Origin of the sequence: Anaerotruncus sp. AF02-27 (assembly GCF_003465835.1) — a bacterium.
Taxonomy (GTDB): Bacteria; Bacillota; Clostridia; order Oscillospirales; family Ruminococcaceae; genus Anaerotruncus; species Anaerotruncus rubiinfantis.
Window position 1 is genome coordinate 1 of sequence record NZ_QSBX01000014.1, and the last position, 18754, is coordinate 18754.

18 protein-coding genes and 1 tRNA gene are annotated in these 18754 nt (G+C 50.4%); 11 read left to right on the forward strand and 8 right to left on the reverse strand.

Annotation, left to right across the window (positions count from 1 at the left end; translation table 11 throughout):
* Nucleotides 1-108: 108 nt before the first annotated feature.
* The 4 genes from DWV16_RS11470 (at nucleotide 109) to DWV16_RS11485 (ending at nucleotide 8378) form a co-directional block, all read left to right on the forward strand.
* Nucleotides 109-1893, forward strand: a complete 1785-nt coding sequence (locus DWV16_RS11470) for a hypothetical protein (RefSeq protein WP_118479348.1) — start codon at nucleotides 109-111, stop codon at nucleotides 1891-1893.
* A 16-nt stretch (nucleotides 1894-1909) separates the two neighbouring features.
* Nucleotides 1910-7132, forward strand: a complete 5223-nt coding sequence (locus tag DWV16_RS11475; RefSeq protein WP_118479351.1) for an LPD38 domain-containing protein — start codon at nucleotides 1910-1912, stop codon at nucleotides 7130-7132.
* Between the two features lie 194 nt (nucleotides 7133-7326).
* Nucleotides 7327-7695, forward strand: coding sequence for a hypothetical protein (locus DWV16_RS11480; protein WP_118479353.1), 369 nt, complete (start codon nucleotides 7327-7329; stop codon nucleotides 7693-7695).
* A 401-nt stretch (nucleotides 7696-8096) separates the two neighbouring features.
* Entirely contained in the window at nucleotides 8097-8378 is a 282-nt protein-coding gene (locus DWV16_RS11485) for a hypothetical protein (RefSeq protein ID WP_118479355.1), read from the forward strand.
* An 896-nt stretch (nucleotides 8379-9274) separates the two neighbouring features.
* On the opposite strand, the gene DWV16_RS11490 is transcribed toward DWV16_RS11485, so the two are convergent.
* Nucleotides 9275-9472 (reverse strand): hypothetical protein, encoded by a 198-nt coding sequence (locus DWV16_RS11490; protein WP_118479357.1) that lies wholly within the window; start codon nucleotides 9470-9472, stop codon nucleotides 9275-9277.
* Between the two features lie 355 nt (nucleotides 9473-9827).
* Here DWV16_RS11490 and DWV16_RS11495 point away from each other — a divergent pair, with 355 nt between their 5' ends.
* Genes DWV16_RS11495 through DWV16_RS11505 form a run of 3 tightly spaced genes read left to right on the forward strand, consistent with a single transcriptional unit; the run spans nucleotide 9828 to nucleotide 10838 of the window.
* Nucleotides 9828-10133 carry a hypothetical protein gene (locus tag DWV16_RS11495; RefSeq protein ID WP_118479359.1) on the forward strand — a complete coding sequence of 102 codons (306 nt, stop codon included), beginning with the start codon at nucleotides 9828-9830 and terminating at the stop codon, nucleotides 10131-10133.
* Nucleotides 10130-10318 (forward strand): hypothetical protein, encoded by a 189-nt coding sequence (locus DWV16_RS11500; protein WP_118479361.1) that lies wholly within the window; start codon nucleotides 10130-10132, stop codon nucleotides 10316-10318. The genes DWV16_RS11495 and DWV16_RS11500 overlap by 4 nt, the downstream gene beginning before the upstream one ends.
* On the forward strand, nucleotides 10311-10838 hold the full coding sequence (locus tag DWV16_RS11505; RefSeq protein ID WP_118479363.1) for a BRO family protein: 528 nt from the start codon (nucleotides 10311-10313) through the stop codon (nucleotides 10836-10838). Before DWV16_RS11500 ends, DWV16_RS11505 begins: the two co-directional genes overlap by 8 nt.
* A 10-nt stretch (nucleotides 10839-10848) precedes the next feature.
* Here the strand turns inward: DWV16_RS11505 and DWV16_RS11510 are convergent, their stop codons facing one another.
* The 3 genes from DWV16_RS11510 to DWV16_RS11520 form a co-directional block, all read right to left on the reverse strand.
* Nucleotides 10849-11055 carry an antitoxin gene (locus DWV16_RS11510; RefSeq protein ID WP_118479365.1) on the reverse strand — a complete coding sequence of 69 codons (207 nt, stop codon included), beginning with the start codon at nucleotides 11053-11055 and terminating at the stop codon, nucleotides 10849-10851.
* Nucleotides 11056-11330: 275 nt separating this feature from the next.
* Entirely contained in the window at nucleotides 11331-11540 is a 210-nt protein-coding gene (locus DWV16_RS11515) for a helix-turn-helix domain-containing protein (protein ID WP_118479367.1), read from the reverse strand.
* A 284-nt stretch (nucleotides 11541-11824) separates the two neighbouring features.
* Nucleotides 11825-11907 (reverse strand) — tRNA-Leu (locus tag DWV16_RS11520).
* 528 nt (nucleotides 11908-12435) lie between these two features.
* On the opposite strand from DWV16_RS11520, the gene DWV16_RS11525 reads away from it, so the two are divergent.
* The 3 genes from DWV16_RS11525 to DWV16_RS11535 all read left to right on the forward strand — a co-directional run bounded on the left by DWV16_RS11525 (nucleotide 12436) and on the right by DWV16_RS11535 (nucleotide 15185).
* On the forward strand, nucleotides 12436-13389 hold the full coding sequence (locus tag DWV16_RS11525; RefSeq protein WP_118479369.1) for a GDSL-type esterase/lipase family protein: 954 nt from the start codon (nucleotides 12436-12438) through the stop codon (nucleotides 13387-13389).
* A 13-nt stretch (nucleotides 13390-13402) separates the two neighbouring features.
* Nucleotides 13403-13879 (forward strand): DUF4358 domain-containing protein, encoded by a 477-nt coding sequence (locus tag DWV16_RS11530; RefSeq protein WP_066457989.1) that lies wholly within the window; start codon nucleotides 13403-13405, stop codon nucleotides 13877-13879.
* A 370-nt stretch (nucleotides 13880-14249) separates the two neighbouring features.
* A complete protein-coding gene (locus DWV16_RS11535; RefSeq protein ID WP_066457991.1) occupies nucleotides 14250-15185 on the forward strand; it encodes a magnesium transporter CorA family protein in 936 nt (311 codons plus the stop codon).
* A 331-nt stretch (nucleotides 15186-15516) separates the two neighbouring features.
* On the opposite strand, the gene DWV16_RS11540 is transcribed toward DWV16_RS11535, so the two are convergent.
* Nucleotides 15517-15744, reverse strand: a complete 228-nt coding sequence (locus DWV16_RS11540) for a helix-turn-helix domain-containing protein (RefSeq protein ID WP_066457995.1) — start codon at nucleotides 15742-15744, stop codon at nucleotides 15517-15519.
* 118 nt (nucleotides 15745-15862) lie between these two features.
* On the opposite strand from DWV16_RS11540, the gene DWV16_RS18875 reads away from it, so the two are divergent.
* Entirely contained in the window at nucleotides 15863-16054 is a 192-nt protein-coding gene (locus DWV16_RS18875) for a hypothetical protein (protein ID WP_147349458.1), read from the forward strand.
* Nucleotides 16055-16289: 235 nt separating this feature from the next.
* Here DWV16_RS18875 and nifU read toward each other — a convergent pair whose 3' ends face one another.
* From nifU to rnhA, 3 genes are all read right to left on the reverse strand, one after another.
* Nucleotides 16290-16718 (reverse strand): Fe-S cluster assembly scaffold protein NifU, encoded by a 429-nt coding sequence (nifU, locus tag DWV16_RS11545; RefSeq protein WP_066457997.1) that lies wholly within the window; start codon nucleotides 16716-16718, stop codon nucleotides 16290-16292.
* A gap of 39 nt (nucleotides 16719-16757) precedes the next feature.
* Entirely contained in the window at nucleotides 16758-17948 is a 1191-nt protein-coding gene (gene nifS / locus DWV16_RS11550) for a cysteine desulfurase NifS (RefSeq protein WP_066457999.1), read from the reverse strand.
* An 88-nt stretch (nucleotides 17949-18036) separates the two neighbouring features.
* Nucleotides 18037-18486 carry a ribonuclease HI gene (gene rnhA / locus DWV16_RS11555; protein WP_118479371.1) on the reverse strand — a complete coding sequence of 150 codons (450 nt, stop codon included), beginning with the start codon at nucleotides 18484-18486 and terminating at the stop codon, nucleotides 18037-18039.
* Nucleotides 18487-18754 lie beyond the last annotated feature (268 nt).

Consider the following 18754-nt stretch of genomic DNA (forward strand, 5'->3'; position numbering starts at 1 on the left):
AACGCTGGAACAGCATGACAAGGACAATCTTCACCAGCGCAGTATCCACCCTGTCAGGCGGGCTTGTGGGGGCGCTGGTGGCAATGATGATTAGATAGGGGTGATATCATGGCAAAGGGAAAAGCGGGCAATACCAAAACCGAGGGTGGAAAAAGTTATGTTCAGACTTCCAGCGGCCTATGGGTAAGCGCGGACAGTGATTCCGGAAAAAAATGGTCGAGCAGTTCTTCCAGCAAGAGCAGTTCTTCCGGGAACAAGTCCAGTTCGTCAAAATCCAGCTCCTCCAGCAGCTCAAAGTCGTCTAAACCCGGAGTCAATCCGGGACAGACCAAAACCGAGCGCGGCAAGACCTATGTGCAGGGCGCGAATGGCGGCTGGTACAGCATGGATGACAAGTACGGGCAGAATGTATATAACAAGTACAATAGCGGTTCCGGCTCTAATAAAAACGGCTCCACGCAGCGGACGCAGGTTGCCGGGGCCTATACCGGGAACGGTAAGGGCGGGTATGACGGGTACACGACCTATAAAAATTCAAAGGGCGAGTGGGGAACCGGAAAAGAGGGCTACGAGTATACCGGCGCAAGAACCGGAACGGGAAAAGACCCGGTTGCGAGACTAAAGAACGGCGCGATGGTTGGGCTTTCCTACATAAGCCGTAACCCGGACAAGGATTATTATTCGCTCGACTACGTAGCGCCGAATACCGCGAAGAACCGTTCGCAGATTTCGGACAGTGCAAAAGCCTATGTCGATTGGAACTACGGTACAGACTTTGGCAACAGCGATTACCGTTACCCCTACGGTTCAGACGAATACAACTGGGTTTATGACAATCTCGTCGCGGGCCGGGGGATGAGCGGCGGAGCGCTCCCGATTGACAGCCCGGAATATCAGGCGATATGGGGAAGCGGGAGCTTCAACCAGGCGGCGTATGATTCTTTACTTGCACAGGGGAGGATTGCGGGGAAATGGGACGGCAGCGCGAACGGCGCAACGAACTATCCGGCGGGCTATGACAGCAAAGGAAAGGCGAATCCTATGACGGGGTACGGTGATATTATGAGCCAATACAGGGCAGCACTTAGGGAAACGGAAGAAGCGGATGCTGACCGCCTGATGGCGCAGACCAATCAGGCAATCCGGCAACTGGAAGCACAGCGCGGGACGCTGGACAGCCAGTACCAGGACAGCGCACAGCAGGCTTACCTTGCAAAAGAACTTTCCCGCAAGAACCTTCCGCAGCAGATGGCAGCAATGGGCCTTGGGGGAGGCGCGTCCGAAAGTGCCAACCTTGCGCTGGAAACCAACTATGGAAACAGCTTGAACAATCTGCGCGGCGTATACGACCAGAACCTTGCCAATCTCGATATGAACATTGCCAACACGCGGGGCAGCGGAAACCTTGCCGTGGCGCAGAATGCAAGCCAGTATGCGCAGATGATGGCCAACGCCCTCTTGCAGCTCCAACAGCAGCAGGCGGAACGCGACTGGCAGGAACAGCAGTCGCAGAGAGACTTCGAGCGGCAAAAAGAACTCGCGGCGTATAACAGCAGCTTGAAGGGTTCGGGCAGCTCGGGAAGTTCCGGCGGATTCACAAGACAGCAGCTTTATAACAACTATCTGGACATGTACGAGCAGACGGGAGACGAGCGGTATTTACAGGCGGCAAATGATTTGCTTGGGCTCCAAACCAAAGAGCCATTCATGACTAATCTAGCAGGAAGCGGCCCAATAGGTGGTGACTATATTTATGTGCCAGGGGCCGGGATGACTAGCCCACAGGAAATTTTAAGCGGCCAGCAAAACGGAGTGTTCAAAAAAGTTAACAACAATGGAAACTTCGCATACGAATTAGCGAATAAGCAGGGACTATACGGGCCGGGGTATTAAAAAGTGAGGTGGTCTCATGGTTGATGAATACCTGTTAAAAAGATATGGCGTTAAACTCGACGATGATGACGAGGAATTTGATCTATCTAAAAGAGACAAAAAACCAATGATATTCAAAGCTCCCACCTTAACTGGTGGGAGCGCTTCGAGTATCAAAAAGCCAGTGCTGAATCAGCCGAAGATGGCCGACTTTAAGAAGCTGGACTATGCACAGTCGAAGGGGCTTACGGCGGCGCAGAAGCCGCTTGTAACACCTGCCTTGAAACAAGACCTCAATAAATCCCGGAGCCTGTATAACGACCTTGCAAGCGGCGCAAATGTAAAGATTGAACTGCCAAAGCCAGGGGGCGGAGGAGAGTTCGATGGTAAAGGGGCGGGACGTTCCTTTGGCCCGCAGGCACAGACGCCGGCGAAAGCGTTTGCTTATGGTTCCGAACGTATTGCGCAAGGTGTATTGGGCACAGCACAGGGTATAGGTGACTACATAAACGCCCAAGGAAACCGGCTCATGTCTGGGGTTACATCTTTGGGCGGAATCGCACCGAACAAAGTTTCGGAAACATTTGATCTTGCAGCGCAAAAGGCCCTTGAAAGAGACTTTGCGCGGAAATATGGGGAAAGCATCGAAAGGCGATACAATCCCTATGATTCGCAGCGCATGGTCGGTGACTTTAACCAGATGGCGGGCGCAATGATTCCCGCCTTGTCCGCTGGCCCCACTGGCGCGCAGATAGTTATTGGGACATCTGCCGCTGGAAACAGCGCCAAGAAAGCATTTGCAGAAGGTGCGAATGTGCGGGATGCGCTTAATTATGGTACGCTGTCTGGCTTGTCGGAGGTGGCAACTGAACGGCTGGCGGGCGGTATCCCAGGACTGCCCCAGGGCATTCTTACAAGTAGAATCGGCAGCCCGTTTATCAGGAAGGCCCTTGATGTCGCAGGCGAGGGACTTGAAGAATCCATAAATACGGCGGTTGATCCTCTATTGCAGAGGATTACCTACAATCCAGATGCACAAAACGCTGCGTTGGGAGAACTTGGTCAGTCTGCCTTGATGGGGTCGGCTATGTCTGCCTTTATGCAGGGGACAATGGGCGCTGCAGATCTCGTCAGCCGGAGAATGGGCGAACCGATACTTCCAAGTGCCAAAGTAAAAAACATTGTGGATAATGCGCCGAACGTTGCACCGGAAACAAGACCTATAGAAAATTTGGATGCGGCGCAGAAAACAAATCAAAAAATTCATTTCATGCAGCAGGTCAATGAGGTGATGCACGGCATCAACCCTACCTATCCGCTGACTGTGGGTGACACCCCTGACATTTTAAAGCGCTTTGGCGCATCAGACCGAATTATGACCATGAATCCGACCACCGTGCGCAAAATCGCCTATCCTGACGGATATATGGGCGGCAAGCATAATCTGGGGTTTTATGCGCTGGAACATCTTTCAGATCAGCTGGAAAACCCTGTGGCAGTGTTAAAATCCGCCACGCAGAGGGATAGCTTGGTTGTGTTTACCGAATTCTTGGATGCTCAGGGAAACCCAGTGATGGTGCCTATCCATTTGGATAAGGCGGGGCGCATTGGGATTTCCAATGAAGTTGCCAGTATGTATGGACGAGGCAATTTTAACAAGTTCATTGAAGAACAACGAAAGCTGGGGAATATCCTTTTTGAGGATGAAAAAAGGACCCTTCAACAACTTCCTCGTGCCGGGCTACAATTGCCCGGAGTAGAAGCTGCATCAGATCCTATTTATAGTATATCCGATTCGTCCAGAAAAAGCAACTCTAATCTGGATATTTCGAAAACCGATGTTGCTCCGCTTCCGGAAGTCAAAAAGCCCACGCTTCCCCCGAATGATCCCATGCTGCAATCTCTCAATTGGGAGAAACCGAAGGTGGATGATCCCGCATTGCGCTTAGAGGGATTGAAGGGAAAAGAAACTGATTCGGCTTTGCATATTGTCCCGCCCGGAACAATGGAAACATCATCCGCTATGAAAGATGCTGGGCGTAAATTCTATCAATACACGGTTTCGGGGCAATCCCCTCTGGAACGCCTAAATAAATTGCAGGCGCAGACGGGTACGCCTATTATCGATGCCGCGACACAGATTGCCCGGCAGGCCGGCGGAACGGTCGACGTGATAGGGGAACAGTCTCTTGTAAGTCGTTCCGGGGACGTCATAGGGGATTCTTATATCGAGCTGATGAAGAAGATTCCGAAAGGGCAATCTGCCGCATTCAACGACTACATGCAGAACAAGCACAACATAGCGCGCATGAATCTTGAAGGTATTGCGGACGCGCGCGGGAAGTTAAAAACGCTGCGGGAATTCATCGTGGAGCACCCGGAGATTGGAAACATGCCGGATTGGCAACGGCGCGACATATTGCGGAAGGCTACAGGCCCGGACGACTATACCCGAAACTTAGTTGAGGAATACGAGCAGTTGATCTCTGAATATGAGTATGCACGGACAGTAAAGAACAAGCCTGTCAACGGAAACAGCGTTCTGGAATCGCGCGAAGCCATTGAGCGTTATGAAAAAGAGCATCCTGAATTTAAAAAGATTTCAGAAAAAATAGAAAGCTGGTGGGATGCTTTTCAGAAGGAATGGTTGGTTGGCAGCGGTCTGATGAGCGAAAAACAGTATCAGCACATGAGAGAGATGTATCCGGATTATATTCCTACGTTCCGCAAAGACAAGAAGATCGGCGGGAGCGGGCTTTCCGGAAGGTCGGTGTCTACTCCTGGTGTGATTAAAGCGGCGAAGGGCGGAACCAGCGAAATCATACCGCTGGAAGAATCGTTTATGACGCAGATTGACCGAACTGTGAAGGCGGCGCGGCGCAATGAGCTTTACAGTGAAATACTGGATGTGGCGCGCAAGAACCCGGAAGAGGCCGCAAGGCTGGGGATCGGGATATCAGAAAGTAGCGGCGGTACGCTTGATTTAGGTTCGATTGACGGATTCCTTGACAGCGTAGACACCGAAACATTTAAACAGCTTTCGCGGGATGGGTACACGTTAACCTTGATGGAGGATGGAAAACCGGTTACACTGGACATTTCCCGCGATATGTGGAATGGGCTTCAATGGCTGCAAAACAAAGGCGTGTCGGACGACGCGACGAGAGCGGTAGTGAACGGGATGCGGGCAATGACGGCAAAAACAAAATCGGCCATTACAGGAGTGAACGCCCTGTTCGCAGTGACCAACACATTGAGAGATTTCCAAACATATTTCATTAACAGTATTTCTAACAATCCACTGGAACTGTATTCCAATTATCTGCGCGGATTCCTGGACGTTGTAACCCGCAGTGACACCTATAAACAGTATCAGGCGTTGGGAGGGAGCCGGACGGGATTCTATGGCTCTCAGGAAGGGTTTGCAAGGTCTGTGGAGAAAACCCTCCCATTTAAACAGGTAAGCAAGGGCCAGAAGTTGCAGCGCTTTTTAAATTCACCTTTCCGCGCGCTTGGCGCTGTCGGAGAATTCACTGAAAAGATTCCCCGCGTCGCAGAATACAGAAACGCAATAAAAAGGTACGGCGACACGCCGCAAGGAAGAAAGGCGGCGTCACTCGCCGCTGCTGATGTCACGGTGAACTTTTCCAGGAACGCGCCCATTACCAAAATCGCTGACGCGGGTACGATGTATCTGAATGCCCAGGTGCAGGGCCTTGATAAGATGGCGCGTCAATTAAAGAATCGCCCGATCTCAACACTGTCAAAAGCGGCAGTGTCGGTAACTTTGCCAACCTTACTTCTGCTCCTGGTCAATCGGGATAATCCGCATTACAAGGATCTTGACAATCGGACAAAGGATTCCTATTTTGTGATCCCGAATCTGTCGGATGTGGATGAAAACGGGAACGCAATGACATTTATACGCTTTCCAAAGTCAAGGGAATACGGGGCCTTGTTGGGAGCTTCCTTTGACCGGATTGCGCAGTATCTTGAAACAGGCGATCTTGAAGGCAGTTTTCGCGACTTTGGGAATACGGTGATGACGGATATTTTGCCATCTAATCCGCTGACAGATCACTTCCTTGCACCGATTACCACTAATCTCCCATACAATAAAGACTTCGCGGGCCGTTCGATCGTACCGCAGGCAATGGTGAATTCCAACGTGTCACCGATCAACCAGTACGATATCAACACGTCGGGGTTGGCGAAGGGGATAGCGAATATTGGGCAACGCCTTCCCGATTGGGGCGCGCTTCAATACCTGGATTCTCCGAAACAGGTTGATTATTTAATCAGCAGCTACGGGGGATATCCAGGGCAAGTTTTACAGGCGCTGACGTCTCCGCAAAATAAGGGAAACACACCATTTGAATCGATCGGGAACGCGGTATACCGTGCGGCAGTGCAACCCTTTGAACGACGCTTTACCGCAGATCCACGCTACCAAAGTTCTGTTACCGATCAGTTCTACGCGGAATATGAAGCGGCGCAACGCGAGGCAGCGGATCGGGATGCAGCGGAAAATCTCCCTGCTGGAACACGCACGCCGGAGGATATCGCAGAATCCTATTACAATAAGATCGCGTCTCAGATTTCCGAACTTCGCAAGGCGGAAAAGGAAGTGCTTGCGCAGGATATCCCGTATAAGGAGAAGCAAGCACAAACAGACGCATTGCGCGAACAGATGAACGAGCTTGCAAGAGACGCGAAGGAGGGCGCAGAAAAGGCGAAGGACGAATACATCTATGTGCCTGAAATTTCGCATTTGTCTGACAGCAGGCAGGAACAGGCCCGCGCGCTGCACGATATCGGGATAAGCTACCGGCAGTTCAACGACATCTATAACAAATACAAGCAGATCCGGGCGCAGTATGAGAACTACGAGGGCGACGACAGCCGCGCAACCATGATGGTGACCGAGCTTTCAAAATATCTCGATACCCTGAACCTTGATCCCAAAAAACGCGCCGCCGTGGATGATGCTTTCAAGTTCTACAACATGTACCCGGCTGATTCCAAAGCGTACCGTTTCGATATGTTGAGCGATGACCAGAAGGAAAAATACGCAAAATATAAAGAAGAGAAGCTAGACGGCACGTTATGGGGTGGAATCAGGGTTTCCGAACAGGATTTTGTCAAGATCTTGGAAATTACGCGCGGATACAAAAAGAAGGAGGAGAAGAAGGACGCTTTAATGGCCGCTGGCTACAGTGCAATAGAGGCCAACCAGATTTATAACCAGCTACTGAAATGAAAAAGGCGGGGCAGGGTATTCCTGCCTCGCCAAAGTTTTATGGAAAGTTGCGGAGAAGTGGAACTTTTGGAGGTGGTTTAGGGACACAATAAAGAAAGTTTTTAAAAATATTAACAAGGAGGTATTTATGCTTTACACTTTTTCGATAATATTGTATATTAATAATAATAAAGAGGACATGTGGGGGTAATTCTGTGGAAAAGCCTAGTATAAAGTTTAAGTACATTTTTGAAAAGGATTATAATCCATCGTATACTAACGGCGCCTATGGCGGCATTACTCCCAAAGGGGAAATTATAATGAATTTTTTCCTTGAAAGAATGCCGATACCCTATGATGTGGTGCACGAATTTAATAAAGACGGAACGTTGGGCAATGTGATAAAGGTGTTTCCCGAAGCAGACGATCCAGAACAAAGGATGTTTGTTCGGTATATTTCATCTGGTGTAATTATGAATTTAACCGTTGCGAAAGAGATACACTCTTGGCTTAGCGAATGTATAAAAAACGTAGAATCAAGTACAGGTGATGAAAATGATGATGGAGACGGCAACGAAGAGTAGTGGAATTTACAATGTCCCCTTATTATTTATACGCCCACGGGGAATATACAATATAACCAAATTGGGGACTTCGTCTTGCGCATCTTCGACGGTGAGTGACATTTTGTTTTCAACTGATGAAATTTTTTTGTCTCCATTTAAAAGAGGCGGTTATTGTTATTATATTCTAGGGCGAGAACCTATTCCAGTTCGTTATCTGGACGGATACTACTTGGTGGATCGAGCAGATATAGGAATGTTTATTGGCGAACGTTCCTTAGAAAAACTTAAATCATCAATATATGACTGTTTGGATTCTTTATGGAGAGTATATTGTGAAGATACGGATGACAACTTGACCAATGATGCTAAATTATTAAAACAAAGGATAATGGCAATCATCGCCAGGAGGAAATAGCTCTGTGGCAACATTAAAGATAAGGGACATCAATAAGGCTTTATTAAAGAAAGGTTTTTTTAGCCAGGAATCTGATCATACATTTTTCTATCTTTTTGTAAACGGACAAAAAACATCTATTTGGACAAAATATAGTCACGGAGAAAAGGAGATAGGAAATCCCTTGATTGCACAAATGGCCTCACAAACAAAGTTGGAAAAGGATCAATTTATGGATTTGATCCGTTGTCCTTTGTCGAAAGAAAAATATATAGATATTTTGAAGAATAATGGTCATATCAAGTAATCCCGCCGCCTCCACCCGAGGCGGCCTTCTTTACGCAAAAATGCCCGCACATGGCGGGTATCTTTGCAGGGAGACGAATTATTACCCGGGGCATCGGGCAACATTAGCTTAACATGGTTTAGCATATATATGCAATTAACTAAATTACCAAATATTAACATGAAATTAATACTAAATTAATAAAAAATAGAATTAATGTTTAAAAATTATATAAAATGTTTTCTAAAAGTCACAACGTAGTCGGTGAAAATATAAACTAGGAAAGCCGCCCTTCACTTGAGGGGCGGCTTTATTATTGTCTGAGGACATACTCATTTTCCACCGCTTGTGGTGGTACAGACAGATTGTCCGTACCTAAAAAAATTAGCCGCAGCGCTGCGGCTAATTTCCAACCTTGTATCTCTGGCGTTACAAAGTCTATCAGGCATATACAACCTAACCGCAACGCTACGGATAGGTTTGAACTTCGGTGCAGCGCTGCACCGAAGTTGATTATAGACAGCGGTGTCGCATACCAATCAGCTCGACAACACTGTCGCATTGAACCTACCGACAGCAGTGTTGCTAGTTTCGGTGCATGAAATTTCGTGCAGGGGGAGGGCTTGCGGCTTGACTTTGCCCCTTTGAGGGGCTATAATAAAAATACAAAGAGGCGCTGTCAGCAGACGGTTAGCCCTAGAAAAAATTACGGAAAAATAACCGCTATCTTTTGCAGGGATGGGCGGTTATTTTTTTATGTACTTCACGGCCTCGGTGATCGCCACAACCAAAAGGATTGCTAAAATCATCTCGACCATACATACCACCCCCTTTCCGGGGTGGGCTAACCGCCTGCCGTCTTTGTACAGCGCCTATCGCAATTATATCACGCCTTGCCCACTCGGACAAGGCGCTTTTTATTTGTCCTGGTTGTCCCGCTCCATTTTTTCATCAATCGCTTCATTTATGTAGCCATTCAAGCTCTTGCCCTGTTTTTGGGCGTGACTTGCAATGGTTTCTTTTTTGCCTTTAGGGACTGTGAGGTTTACACGATCATAGTTTTCTTTCATATATTTATTGACTGCTTTCTGTTGAGCCTTACTTGCAGGAGACATACTATCCCACCTTTCGAATATATTATATCAAAAATATATATCTGTGCATATATACAATATCGACATATCTGCATAGATATATTTAGGCAAAATGAATCTTGATATATCTGCGCAGATATAGTATTATATAACCAGAGGGACAGGAAAGGCGGAAAGGAGCCGCCAATGAAATTCAAAGAATTCCAGAGGCTCACCAAAGAGCAGCAGCGAAGATACTTTGAATCCTGTAAAAAGAAAGTGGTCAAGCGCTGCAACGCTTAACCACCACACAGAAAGCTAAAACCCAGTAAGTATCAGCCTTTCCTGTCCCTTGTATTTTACCCTACATTCGGGGGAAAATCAAGGAGGTATTTTTGTGAACTTGACAATCCCGCATCCAGTTATGGAAAAGTTTGATGAACTTCTCCAACTTTGCGACGAACACCCGCTTAACATCCCTGTTCCCGAAGTAGCGCGCTTCCTGGGCATGTCTCCCGCAAGCCTGCGCTGTGCGCTCGAACAAGGCCGCTGCCGCTTTGGATTTGCATGGAAAGCGAACATTCCTGGCAACCATGCGTATAAGGTGCCGACGCTTGCTTTTTTCCTCTGGTGCCTGCCAGTCAATCCCTTTGACATCGTACAGATGCAGGCAATGCACGAGGGGCGGGAGATTAGAGAATGAATAAAGAGCAGATATTTGAGATTCTTCGGATGCACCAGATCCCAAACGATTACCAGAGAGATGTGATGTGGTACATCGAGAAGATGGAGCCAGAGCCTACCTTTGTCTTGTGCCATATTTTTAATTATGGGATGATGGCCGGGAAGCAGGCAGAGCGCGCAAGGAGGGGATGTAAGCATGAATGAGCTTCAAATCTTTCAAAATGAGCGGTTCGGAGAGATTCGGACAATCGAAGTGGACGGACGTATTGAGTTTTGCGGAATTGATGCGGCTCGTGCATTACGCTATGCCAATCCAAGCAAAGCTGTAACAGATCATTGTAGGTGGGTAACGAAACGGGAAGTACCTCACCCACAGAGCGTAAACAAAACGATGGAGATGAACTTCATTTCAGAGGGCGACCTGTATCGTCTTGTGGCGGCCTGTGAGCTGCCAGAAGCGGATGAATTTGAAAGCTGGATATTTGACGACGTATTGCCTACGCTTCGTCAGACAGGCTCCTACATCGTCAATACCTGCCCGAAAACGCCCGAGAAGTTGGGTGAGGCGGCAAGCTTCATAAAAGTAGCGGGGAAGTACATGGAGAAGCAGGGGAGCGCGCCGCACGAAATAACGGCCATGATTAAGGCCGTCAGCGATCAGATCGGGCTTTACCTCCCGGACAACTTTGTAAAACAAAATCCGTATCAGCTTACGTTATACTGATGGAATGCCGCTAGTCGTCGGCTGGCGGCGTTTCTTTGTCCCGCTCTATCTTTTCATGTATTGCCGCATAGATGAAGGCATTCAGACTTTTCCCTTGCGAGTTCGCATAAGAAAATAACAATGCCTTTTCTCCTTTTGGCACACGAAAAATTATAGTGTCAACCTTGTTTTTCAGATAATCGTCAGCGGCCTTTTGTTGCTTCGGAGACTTTGCCATATAACGCACCTCACAATAATACATAAAATCTGTTATCAGATTTCGGCGTTTTGAATATTGAAATCTGTTATCAGATAGCCTATACTTTTAACCACAGGGAGACGTGAATATACAAAACCTGCGAGGGTACAGAAAATAAGCCTATGGACAAGATAGGCTTTCTTCTGTTACGCATGAATATACTTATTTTAATAGTACCTGAATGCGTGGTCAAAATCAACGGTTTTGCGCATAATAAAAAAGGCCCCCGGAGTGATCCGGGAGCCGGGAGAGAATCAGAAGCGCAAAAGGGAATCGGTTTCCACGCCGAGCGCGTCCGCGATTTTATCCAGTGTCTTTAACGTGGGATTGGTAACGCCGCGTTCGATCTTGCTGACACTCGATACAGTAAGATCAGCGTAATGCGCCAAATCTTCCTGCGTCCAGCCTTTGGACTGACGCAGGCGAACAATGTTTTCCCCAACAGTTTTATACAATGTTGTCATGGTAAACCACCTTAAATGTCAAATTTGAGGGCAAGGAGCGTCCGGTCTGGTACACCGGGCGCTTTTTGTTTGCCTTCAAGGTGGTTCGCCGCTAAGATAGCGGCATTTTTTCTGTCTGTGCATGATGTCACCCTTTCGGGGACACCTACACGCATAAAGAATGATTTATTCGGTACATATGTCGTACAAGTGTCGTAAAAGCGTTTTGTACGACACCAAACAGGCAAATGCAAAGATAAAAAAAGACCTTGCAGATGGGCTTTTAAAGCCAATCTACAAGGTCTTGGTGCGGCAGATGGGACTTGAACCCACACGCTCGCGCACACGCCCCTCAAACGTGCCTGTCTGCCGATTCCAGCACTGCCGCAAAGAAGGGAAAGAACCGTCGGAAAACGCGCGAGCTTCACTCGACGAATTACATCTTATCATATTGAAGGAGGCGTGTCAAGGACAAATTTGATTTTCTTGGAGAATTTGGAAAACCTGGCTGGCCGCGGCAGGAGTTTTACAAAAAAGCAGCACTATAATGGAAGGACACCCAAATGTGTAAAGATGCTATGACACTATGTATAATTTGTGAAGAGTGCGTGAAATGACGAGATTTTGCAGGCAAATGGATGCATATTTTTCGGCCGCGAGACGAATATACAGTTGATAAACCGTTGAAATGGTTGGGGATATCATGTGAATTCGCGGCCGATTGGGCGGACAGAGCTGTGGAAAACTCGGTGGAAAGTGTTTATAACTGTTTGTATACTCCTATTTTTTACATTTTGTTCATTTTGCGCAGGGGCCCGCCTGTTTACAATTGTGGAAGAGTTGTTGTATAATTAACCGATACGACGAATGCTTGTCCATCCTGGGCAGGCCGCATGAGATTTAGGGAGAAATTGCCATGTCAGACAGACCGATTAAAATAAACCGCGGGCCAAAAAAGAATTCCATTTGGCCGGTGCTGGGGTTGATTGGCGCCGCGATTGCCATTGCGCTGATCATCGCTTTCGTATGGCAGAGTATGGCCGGGGGAGCGCAGGCGCAGTCAAGCGGGCCCAGCTCCTCGCCGGCGTCTTCGAGCAGCCCTCCGCCGAGCACGCCGGAAGAATCCTCCGCGGCGCCGTCCTCTTCGGAACCGGAAGAGGAGGAACTGCCGGTCTTTGATGGGGCAGTACCCGAAAGCGAGCGCGTGAAAAGCACCTATTTTGACGACGCTGTTTTTGTGGGCGATTCAATCACAACCGGCATCGACCTCTATGGCGTGATGAAAAACACCGACGTGCTGGCGGATACCGGTGTAAACCTCGGCTCGGTCTACACCAAGGAAGCGGTTAAGCAGGAGGACGGAACCCGGATCCCCATCATGGACGCGCTCGGGCAGAAACAGTATGCAAAGGTATACATCATGCTGGGCGGCAACGAAGTACGTGACGAAGACCAGCAGACCTTCATCAGCCGCTATGGAAAACTCATTGACGACGTGCGTGAAATCCAGCCGAACGCGCTCGTCTACGTCCAGTCGATCCTGCCGGTGACCCTGAACAATCAGTATAATATGAACAACGACAAGATCGACACTTTTAATGCCGCGCTGCTTGAACTCTGCAAGGAGAAGGGCGTCTACTATCTGAATGTCGCGGAGAAGTTTAAGGATGAAAACGGCCGGCTGCCGGACGCGGCATCCCCGGCGGATGGCATGCATTTCGGCCCGGATTACTATCAGATCTGGTTCACCTATCTCAAGACCCATGTCGTAGGCATGCCGCCGGCGGCTTCTTCTGAACCGGAAGACCTGGCGGCGGAAACAAGCAGCTCCTTCCCAGAGCCGGGAGCGGAGCTGGAAACGGTTGAATAAGGAGACGATTGCAATGAGAAAACTGATATCAGGAATTTTGGCGATTGCCGCGTGTGCGGCGCTGCTGGCCGGCTGCGGCGGAAAGGAAGCGGACTCCGGTAAACAGCCCGCGGCGGCGGACGTGGTCAAGGCGGTTGCGGATGAGCTTACCTTTAAAGATGCGATGATCACACTGGAAGACGACATGGTTGAAAATATCTACAACCTGGATATGGAAAAGATTGCAGACAAATCCTGCTACATCAGCGGCAGCCGTGCAACGGCCGAGGAGGTTTCGGTTTTTCAGGTGAAGGACTCCGCTGACCTGCAGATGGTGAAAGATGCGGTTGCAGAACGCATCGACGACCAGAAGCATGCCTATGAAAGCTACAATCCGGGGGAGATGGTCAAAATCAACGGTGCGGTCACTCTCACGCATGGCAATTATGTGATCCTCGTCATGGCGGACGACACCTCCAAAGTGGAAGAAACCTTTAATGCGCAGTTCTGAACATGCTCCGCAGGCCCCCTCCCCGTCCGGGAAGGGGGCCTTTTTGTATGTTTTGGGTAAAAAAGACGTAAAAAGGCGGGATTTGTTCAAAAAACCCCGATTTGACCAGTTTTCGACAAATAGTTAATTTTATTGCCGGATAACGCGAAAATGCGCTTGCATTCGTCTGGGGTTGTGCTATAATAGATAAGGCGTAAAACGGGCGGCGGCCTGTAAGAAATCTGCCGGAATTGAATTTTTGGAGGTGTAGATGTGAACCCTGACCCTGGAAGTAGTTGTCCAGTTCGACAACGCGTGATCAGAAAAGAGAATATCGGCAGGGGCACATCCAACCGCTAAGACCGTACCCCTGCGGAAAAGGGGTATTACGATGCTTAACTTCTACAAAACCGTTGACAATCGTATTATCAGGATCGACGCCCCCGAAACCGGCTGCTGGATCTGTGCCATCAGCCCTTCGGAAGCGGAGATCGCCTACCTCACCGGCGACCTCGAGATCGAGCCGGATTTCGTGCGTGCCGCGCTCGACGAAGAGGAAAGCTCCCGCATCGAGAGTGAGGAAGGCCAGACGCTGGTGATTGTTGACTACCCGGTGGCTGATCAGCAGGATGACGAAAACAAAACCATCCTCTACACCACCATGCCAATGGGAATCATTATGACGCGGGACTATGTCCTGACCGTCTGCCTGCGGGAAAACCTGCTCATCAGCGAAATGGCGGAAGGCCGTGTCAAAGGCCTGCAAACCTCGCTGAAAACGCGTTTCCTGCTCTTAACCCTGCTGCGGATCGCCGCGCGCTTTCTGCAGTACCTCAAGCAGATCGACAAAATCTCCTCAATGACCGAAACACGCCTGCATCAGTCGATGCGCAACAAGGAGCTCATCCAGCTTTTGGGCTTGGAAAAATCGCTTGTGTTTTTCTCCACATCGCTCAAGTCCGATGAGATCACGCTCGAGAAAATCCTGCGCGGTCGGATTATCAAGCTGTATGAGGAGGACGAGGACCTGCTGGAAGATGTGCTCATCGAGGTCAAGCAGGCGATCGAAATGTGTAATATCTATTCGAATATCCTTTCCGGGACGATGGACGCCTTCGCGTCGGTCATCTCGAATAACCTCAATATCGTCATGAAGGTGCTCACCGCCATCACCATCGTCATGGCCATCCCCAATATGGTGTTCAGCTTCTTCGGCATGAACGTGGTGGATCTGCCGTTGCCGTATTCGTGGTTTCCAATCGCACTGTCGCTCGGGCTTTGCGGGATTGCGGCGCTTATCCTCTGGAAAAAGAATATGTTCCGATAAAAAACATCCCCCGGATTTCCGGGGGATGTTTTTTGTGCGTTTCGCCGCGCCCATGGCATTGCGCCCTCCGCGCGCCCAGGGAATGTGCCCTCCGCGCGCTCGGGGAATGCGCCCTCCGCGCGCCCGGGGAACGCGCCCTCCGCGCGCCCGGGCCCCATTTCTTGCTCGTGCAAGAAATGGGGGAAAGAACACGCGCGGGGTATCCCCGCGACCCCGCGCCGCTTCGATGGCGGTGTGCGGGGTGAGCCCCGCATCCGCCATAGGCGGCGCAGCCGCTCGAAGAAAAGCTGGGTGCGCCGCGCGCTGGTGCTTCGCAAGGCGCGCGGGACCATTATCGCTTTGGGTAAGGCTTCTGGATCGCGGTACGGCCCAAAATGTAATCGGTGGATGTGCCAAGCTCGTCGGCGATGTTCTCCAAGAGTTCAATCCGCATGCGTCTCCGTCCGGTTTCGTAGCTTGCATAGGTTGAACCGGCCATGCCGAGCCGTTCACCAATATCATCTTGTGTCAACTTTTTATCTTTGCGCAGTTCCTTTAAAATGTCGCTGTTAACCGGCATTGCTATCGCTCCAATCGTAAAAATCTTGTCACCAGTTGCCATGTTTACAATTAGAGCATGTCATGTTACAATAGTTTTAATTCCTGTCACCATATGACAAGAAACGGAGGGAGTAGCAATGGAAAGAGATCCTTATTTCAGATTATTCAGTCGTGTAACGGAAGTGGAGGATACGTTAGAGCGGATCATGCAGATTCCGGGGATACCGATGGAAGCGCAGCGGGCGCTGGGGGTGACGGTGGAGGATCTGCGGGACGCGCAGCGGGAGTCGGAGGAACTTTATATAAACAAAGAACCGGAGGACCGCTGAGAGCGGTTCTCCGGTTTTTCGATCGGTTTGTCCTTATTGCGCGCAGCGCATCGCCGCAAGGTTGCGGCGATTTGTCCCGCGTGCTTTTTATCACGCGGCAAGTTGCGTTTTGTCTAAGCGGACGTACTCACAGGGGATTTTCAAGGGGGCTGTTGGAAGCCCCCTTGAACGTCCTTCTTTGGTGACTTTCTTGGACGCGCAAGAAAGTCACTCGTGCGCACGGCGAAACGTGCAATTAAAGGTTGTGGCAGGCGTCGCAGTCCTCAATATTCCCGACGATCGGGGTGGGATCGACGCCGTTCTTGCGGTAGTAATCGGCCAGCGCGGATTTGACAGCCTGTTCGGCCAGAACCGAACAGTGAATTTTGGAAGCGGGAAGACCGTCGAGCGCTTCGACAACAGCTTTGTTGGAAAGCTTGAGCGCGTCCTCAATGGTGGCACCCTTGATCATATCGGTCGCCATCGAGCTGGTTGCGATAGCGGCGCCGCAGCCGAAGGTTTTGAACTTGACGTCAGAGATGACGCCGCCCTCAATTTTTAAGTACATCTTCATGATGTCGCCGCATTTGGCGTTGCCGACTTCGCCGACGCCGTCCGCGTTTTCAATTTCGCCGACGTTGTGGGGGTTGGCGAAATGTTCCAGCACTTTATCAGAATACAGCATAACAGAACTTCCTCTCTATGACAATCAAAAATATACGGGTTACAGATTGACCGGCTCGCCTTTCATCATGTGCTCCCACATGGGGGACATGGCGCGCAGCCGTTCGATGATGGGCGGGACGCTTTCAATGATATGATCGATGTCCGCGTCATTGTTCCAGTCGGTGATCGAGATACGCAGAGAACCATGCGCAACCTCATGGGAAAGGCCGATTGCAAGCAGCACATGGCTGGGATCGAGCGAACCGGATGTGCAGGCGGAACCGGAGGAGGCGCAGATGCCGACAAGATCGAGCGACAGAAGCAGGGATTCACCCTCCACGCCCGGGAAGGAGATATTCACGTTGCCGCAGAGGCGGTGTTCCTGATCGCCGTTGAGACGGGACATCGGGATTTTGAGCAGCTCGCCGATGATCCGGTCGCGCATCGGCGTGACCTTTGCGATGCGGGCCGGGATGTCCGCGCAGGCGATCTCAATCGCCGTGCCAAGCCCGACGATCGAGGCGACATTTTCGGTTCCCGCGCGCCGTCCACGTTCCTGGCCGCCTCCGTCGATGAGGTTTGGCAGGACAATGCCTTTTCGCAGGTACATGACGCCCACGCCCTTCGGAGCGTGAATCTTGTGCCCGGAAAGGGAGAGCATGTCGATCTTCTGATCAACAACGTTGATTGGGACGTTGCCGACTGCCTGCACCGCGTCGGTGTGGAACCACACGCCCTTTGAACGGCAGATCTCCCCAATCTCAGGAATCGGTTGGATGGTGCCGATTTCATTGTTCGCATACATAATCGTAACCAGCGCGGTATCCGCGCGGATCGCATCCGCGACCTGCTGCGGATCGATCACGCCGAGCGGACCGACCGGAAGATAGGTGATTTCAAAGCCTTCCTTTTCGAGCGCGGCACAGGTGTGAAGGACCGCATGATGCTCGAACGCGGTGGTGATGATATGCTTTTTGCCCTTGGAGGCAAGCTTATGGGCCGCGCCTTTGATCGCCCAGTTGTCGCTTTCAGAGCCGCAGCCGGTGAAGTAGATTTCATCCGGCCGCGCGCCGAGCGCACCGGCCACCTGTTTGCGCGCGGCCTCGATGGCATGTCCGGCCTCGCGGCCTTTGGCGTAGATGCTGGAAGGGTTGCCGTAGCCGTCCTTGAGCCAGGGGAGCATCGCCTCCAAAACAGCGTCGGAAATCTGTGTGGTCGCGGCGTTGTCCGCGTATACAAATTTTTTCATATGCAAAACTCCATTCTGACGGGAATTGTTCTTTACATCTCAATTCTATACTGAATTGGTATAGAATTCAATAGGCAATCAAAAAAATTTACAAATTTCCCCGGATCTTTTCAATTGCGGCGACCGCAAGCGTGTCGCAGCGTTCGTTTTCGGGGTGGCCGTTGTGGCCGCGCACCCACTGGAACTGAACCTTGTGCTGCCGCAGTAGCGCGAGCAGTTTCTTCCACAGGTCGACGTTTTTGGCGGGCTCGCCAGGCGCGCGCATCCAGTTTTTCTTCTGCCAGCCGTAGACCCAGCCCTTTTCGATCGCGTCGACCACATATTTTGAGTCGGTGGTGACGGTGACCTCGCAGGGCTCCTTGAGCGCGGTGAGCGCCTCGATCACGGCGGTGAGTTCCATACGGTTGTTTGTGGTTTCGGCCTCGCCGCCGGAAAGCTCCTTCTCGTGCGCGCCGAACCGGAGCACAGCGCCCCAGCCGCCCACGCCGGGATTACCGGAACAGGCCCCGTCGGTGAAAATTTCCACTTGTTTTGGCATCGGTGAACCTCCGCTGTCATTTGTTGTAATTTCAATTCTTTATTCTATACCATATTCCTCTGTTTTACAAGGGCAAACCGCCTGAATTACCGGATTTTATCCGGTAGAAAGCAGACAGACGTTCACAGCATGGAATTTTTTAGACGCTGTACGATAAACAGCCGGGAACCTGTCCATACTATCCATACGACTGCAAAATGGAAAATGGAGGGACGCATTCTTTATGAAAGCGGTAATTATGGCGGGGGGGGGGGGGGGGGGGGGGGGG

What these genes read in the sequence shown, in the direction of transcription:
- DWV16_RS11470 (WP_118479348.1), top strand. Translation starts at nt 109, where the DNA reads ATGGCAAAGGGAAAAGCGGGCAATACCAAAACCGAGGGTGGAAAAAGT.
- DWV16_RS11475 (WP_118479351.1), top strand. Translation starts at nt 1,910, where the DNA reads ATGGTTGATGAATACCTGTTAAAAAGATATGGCGTTAAACTCGACGAT.
- DWV16_RS11490 (WP_118479357.1), bottom strand. Translation starts at nt 9,472, where the DNA reads ATGTCTCCTGCAAGTAAGGCTCAACAGAAAGCAGTCAATAAATATATG.
- DWV16_RS11500 (WP_118479361.1), top strand. Translation starts at nt 10,130, where the DNA reads ATGAATAAAGAGCAGATATTTGAGATTCTTCGGATGCACCAGATCCCA.
- DWV16_RS11505 (WP_118479363.1), top strand. Translation starts at nt 10,311, where the DNA reads ATGAATGAGCTTCAAATCTTTCAAAATGAGCGGTTCGGAGAGATTCGG.
- DWV16_RS11510 (WP_118479365.1), bottom strand. Translation starts at nt 11,055, where the DNA reads ATGGCAAAGTCTCCGAAGCAACAAAAGGCCGCTGACGATTATCTGAAA.
- DWV16_RS11515 (WP_118479367.1), bottom strand. Translation starts at nt 11,540, where the DNA reads ATGACAACATTGTATAAAACTGTTGGGGAAAACATTGTTCGCCTGCGT.
- DWV16_RS11525 (WP_118479369.1), top strand. Translation starts at nt 12,436, where the DNA reads ATGTCAGACAGACCGATTAAAATAAACCGCGGGCCAAAAAAGAATTCC.
- DWV16_RS11530 (WP_066457989.1), top strand. Translation starts at nt 13,403, where the DNA reads ATGAGAAAACTGATATCAGGAATTTTGGCGATTGCCGCGTGTGCGGCG.
- DWV16_RS11535 (WP_066457991.1), top strand. Translation starts at nt 14,250, where the DNA reads ATGCTTAACTTCTACAAAACCGTTGACAATCGTATTATCAGGATCGAC.
- DWV16_RS11540 (WP_066457995.1), bottom strand. Translation starts at nt 15,744, where the DNA reads ATGCCGGTTAACAGCGACATTTTAAAGGAACTGCGCAAAGATAAAAAG.
- DWV16_RS18875 (WP_147349458.1), top strand. Translation starts at nt 15,863, where the DNA reads ATGGAAAGAGATCCTTATTTCAGATTATTCAGTCGTGTAACGGAAGTG.
- nifU (WP_066457997.1), bottom strand. Translation starts at nt 16,718, where the DNA reads ATGCTGTATTCTGATAAAGTGCTGGAACATTTCGCCAACCCCCACAAC.
- nifS (WP_066457999.1), bottom strand. Translation starts at nt 17,948, where the DNA reads ATGAAAAAATTTGTATACGCGGACAACGCCGCGACCACACAGATTTCC.
- rnhA (WP_118479371.1), bottom strand. Translation starts at nt 18,486, where the DNA reads ATGCCAAAACAAGTGGAAATTTTCACCGACGGGGCCTGTTCCGGTAAT.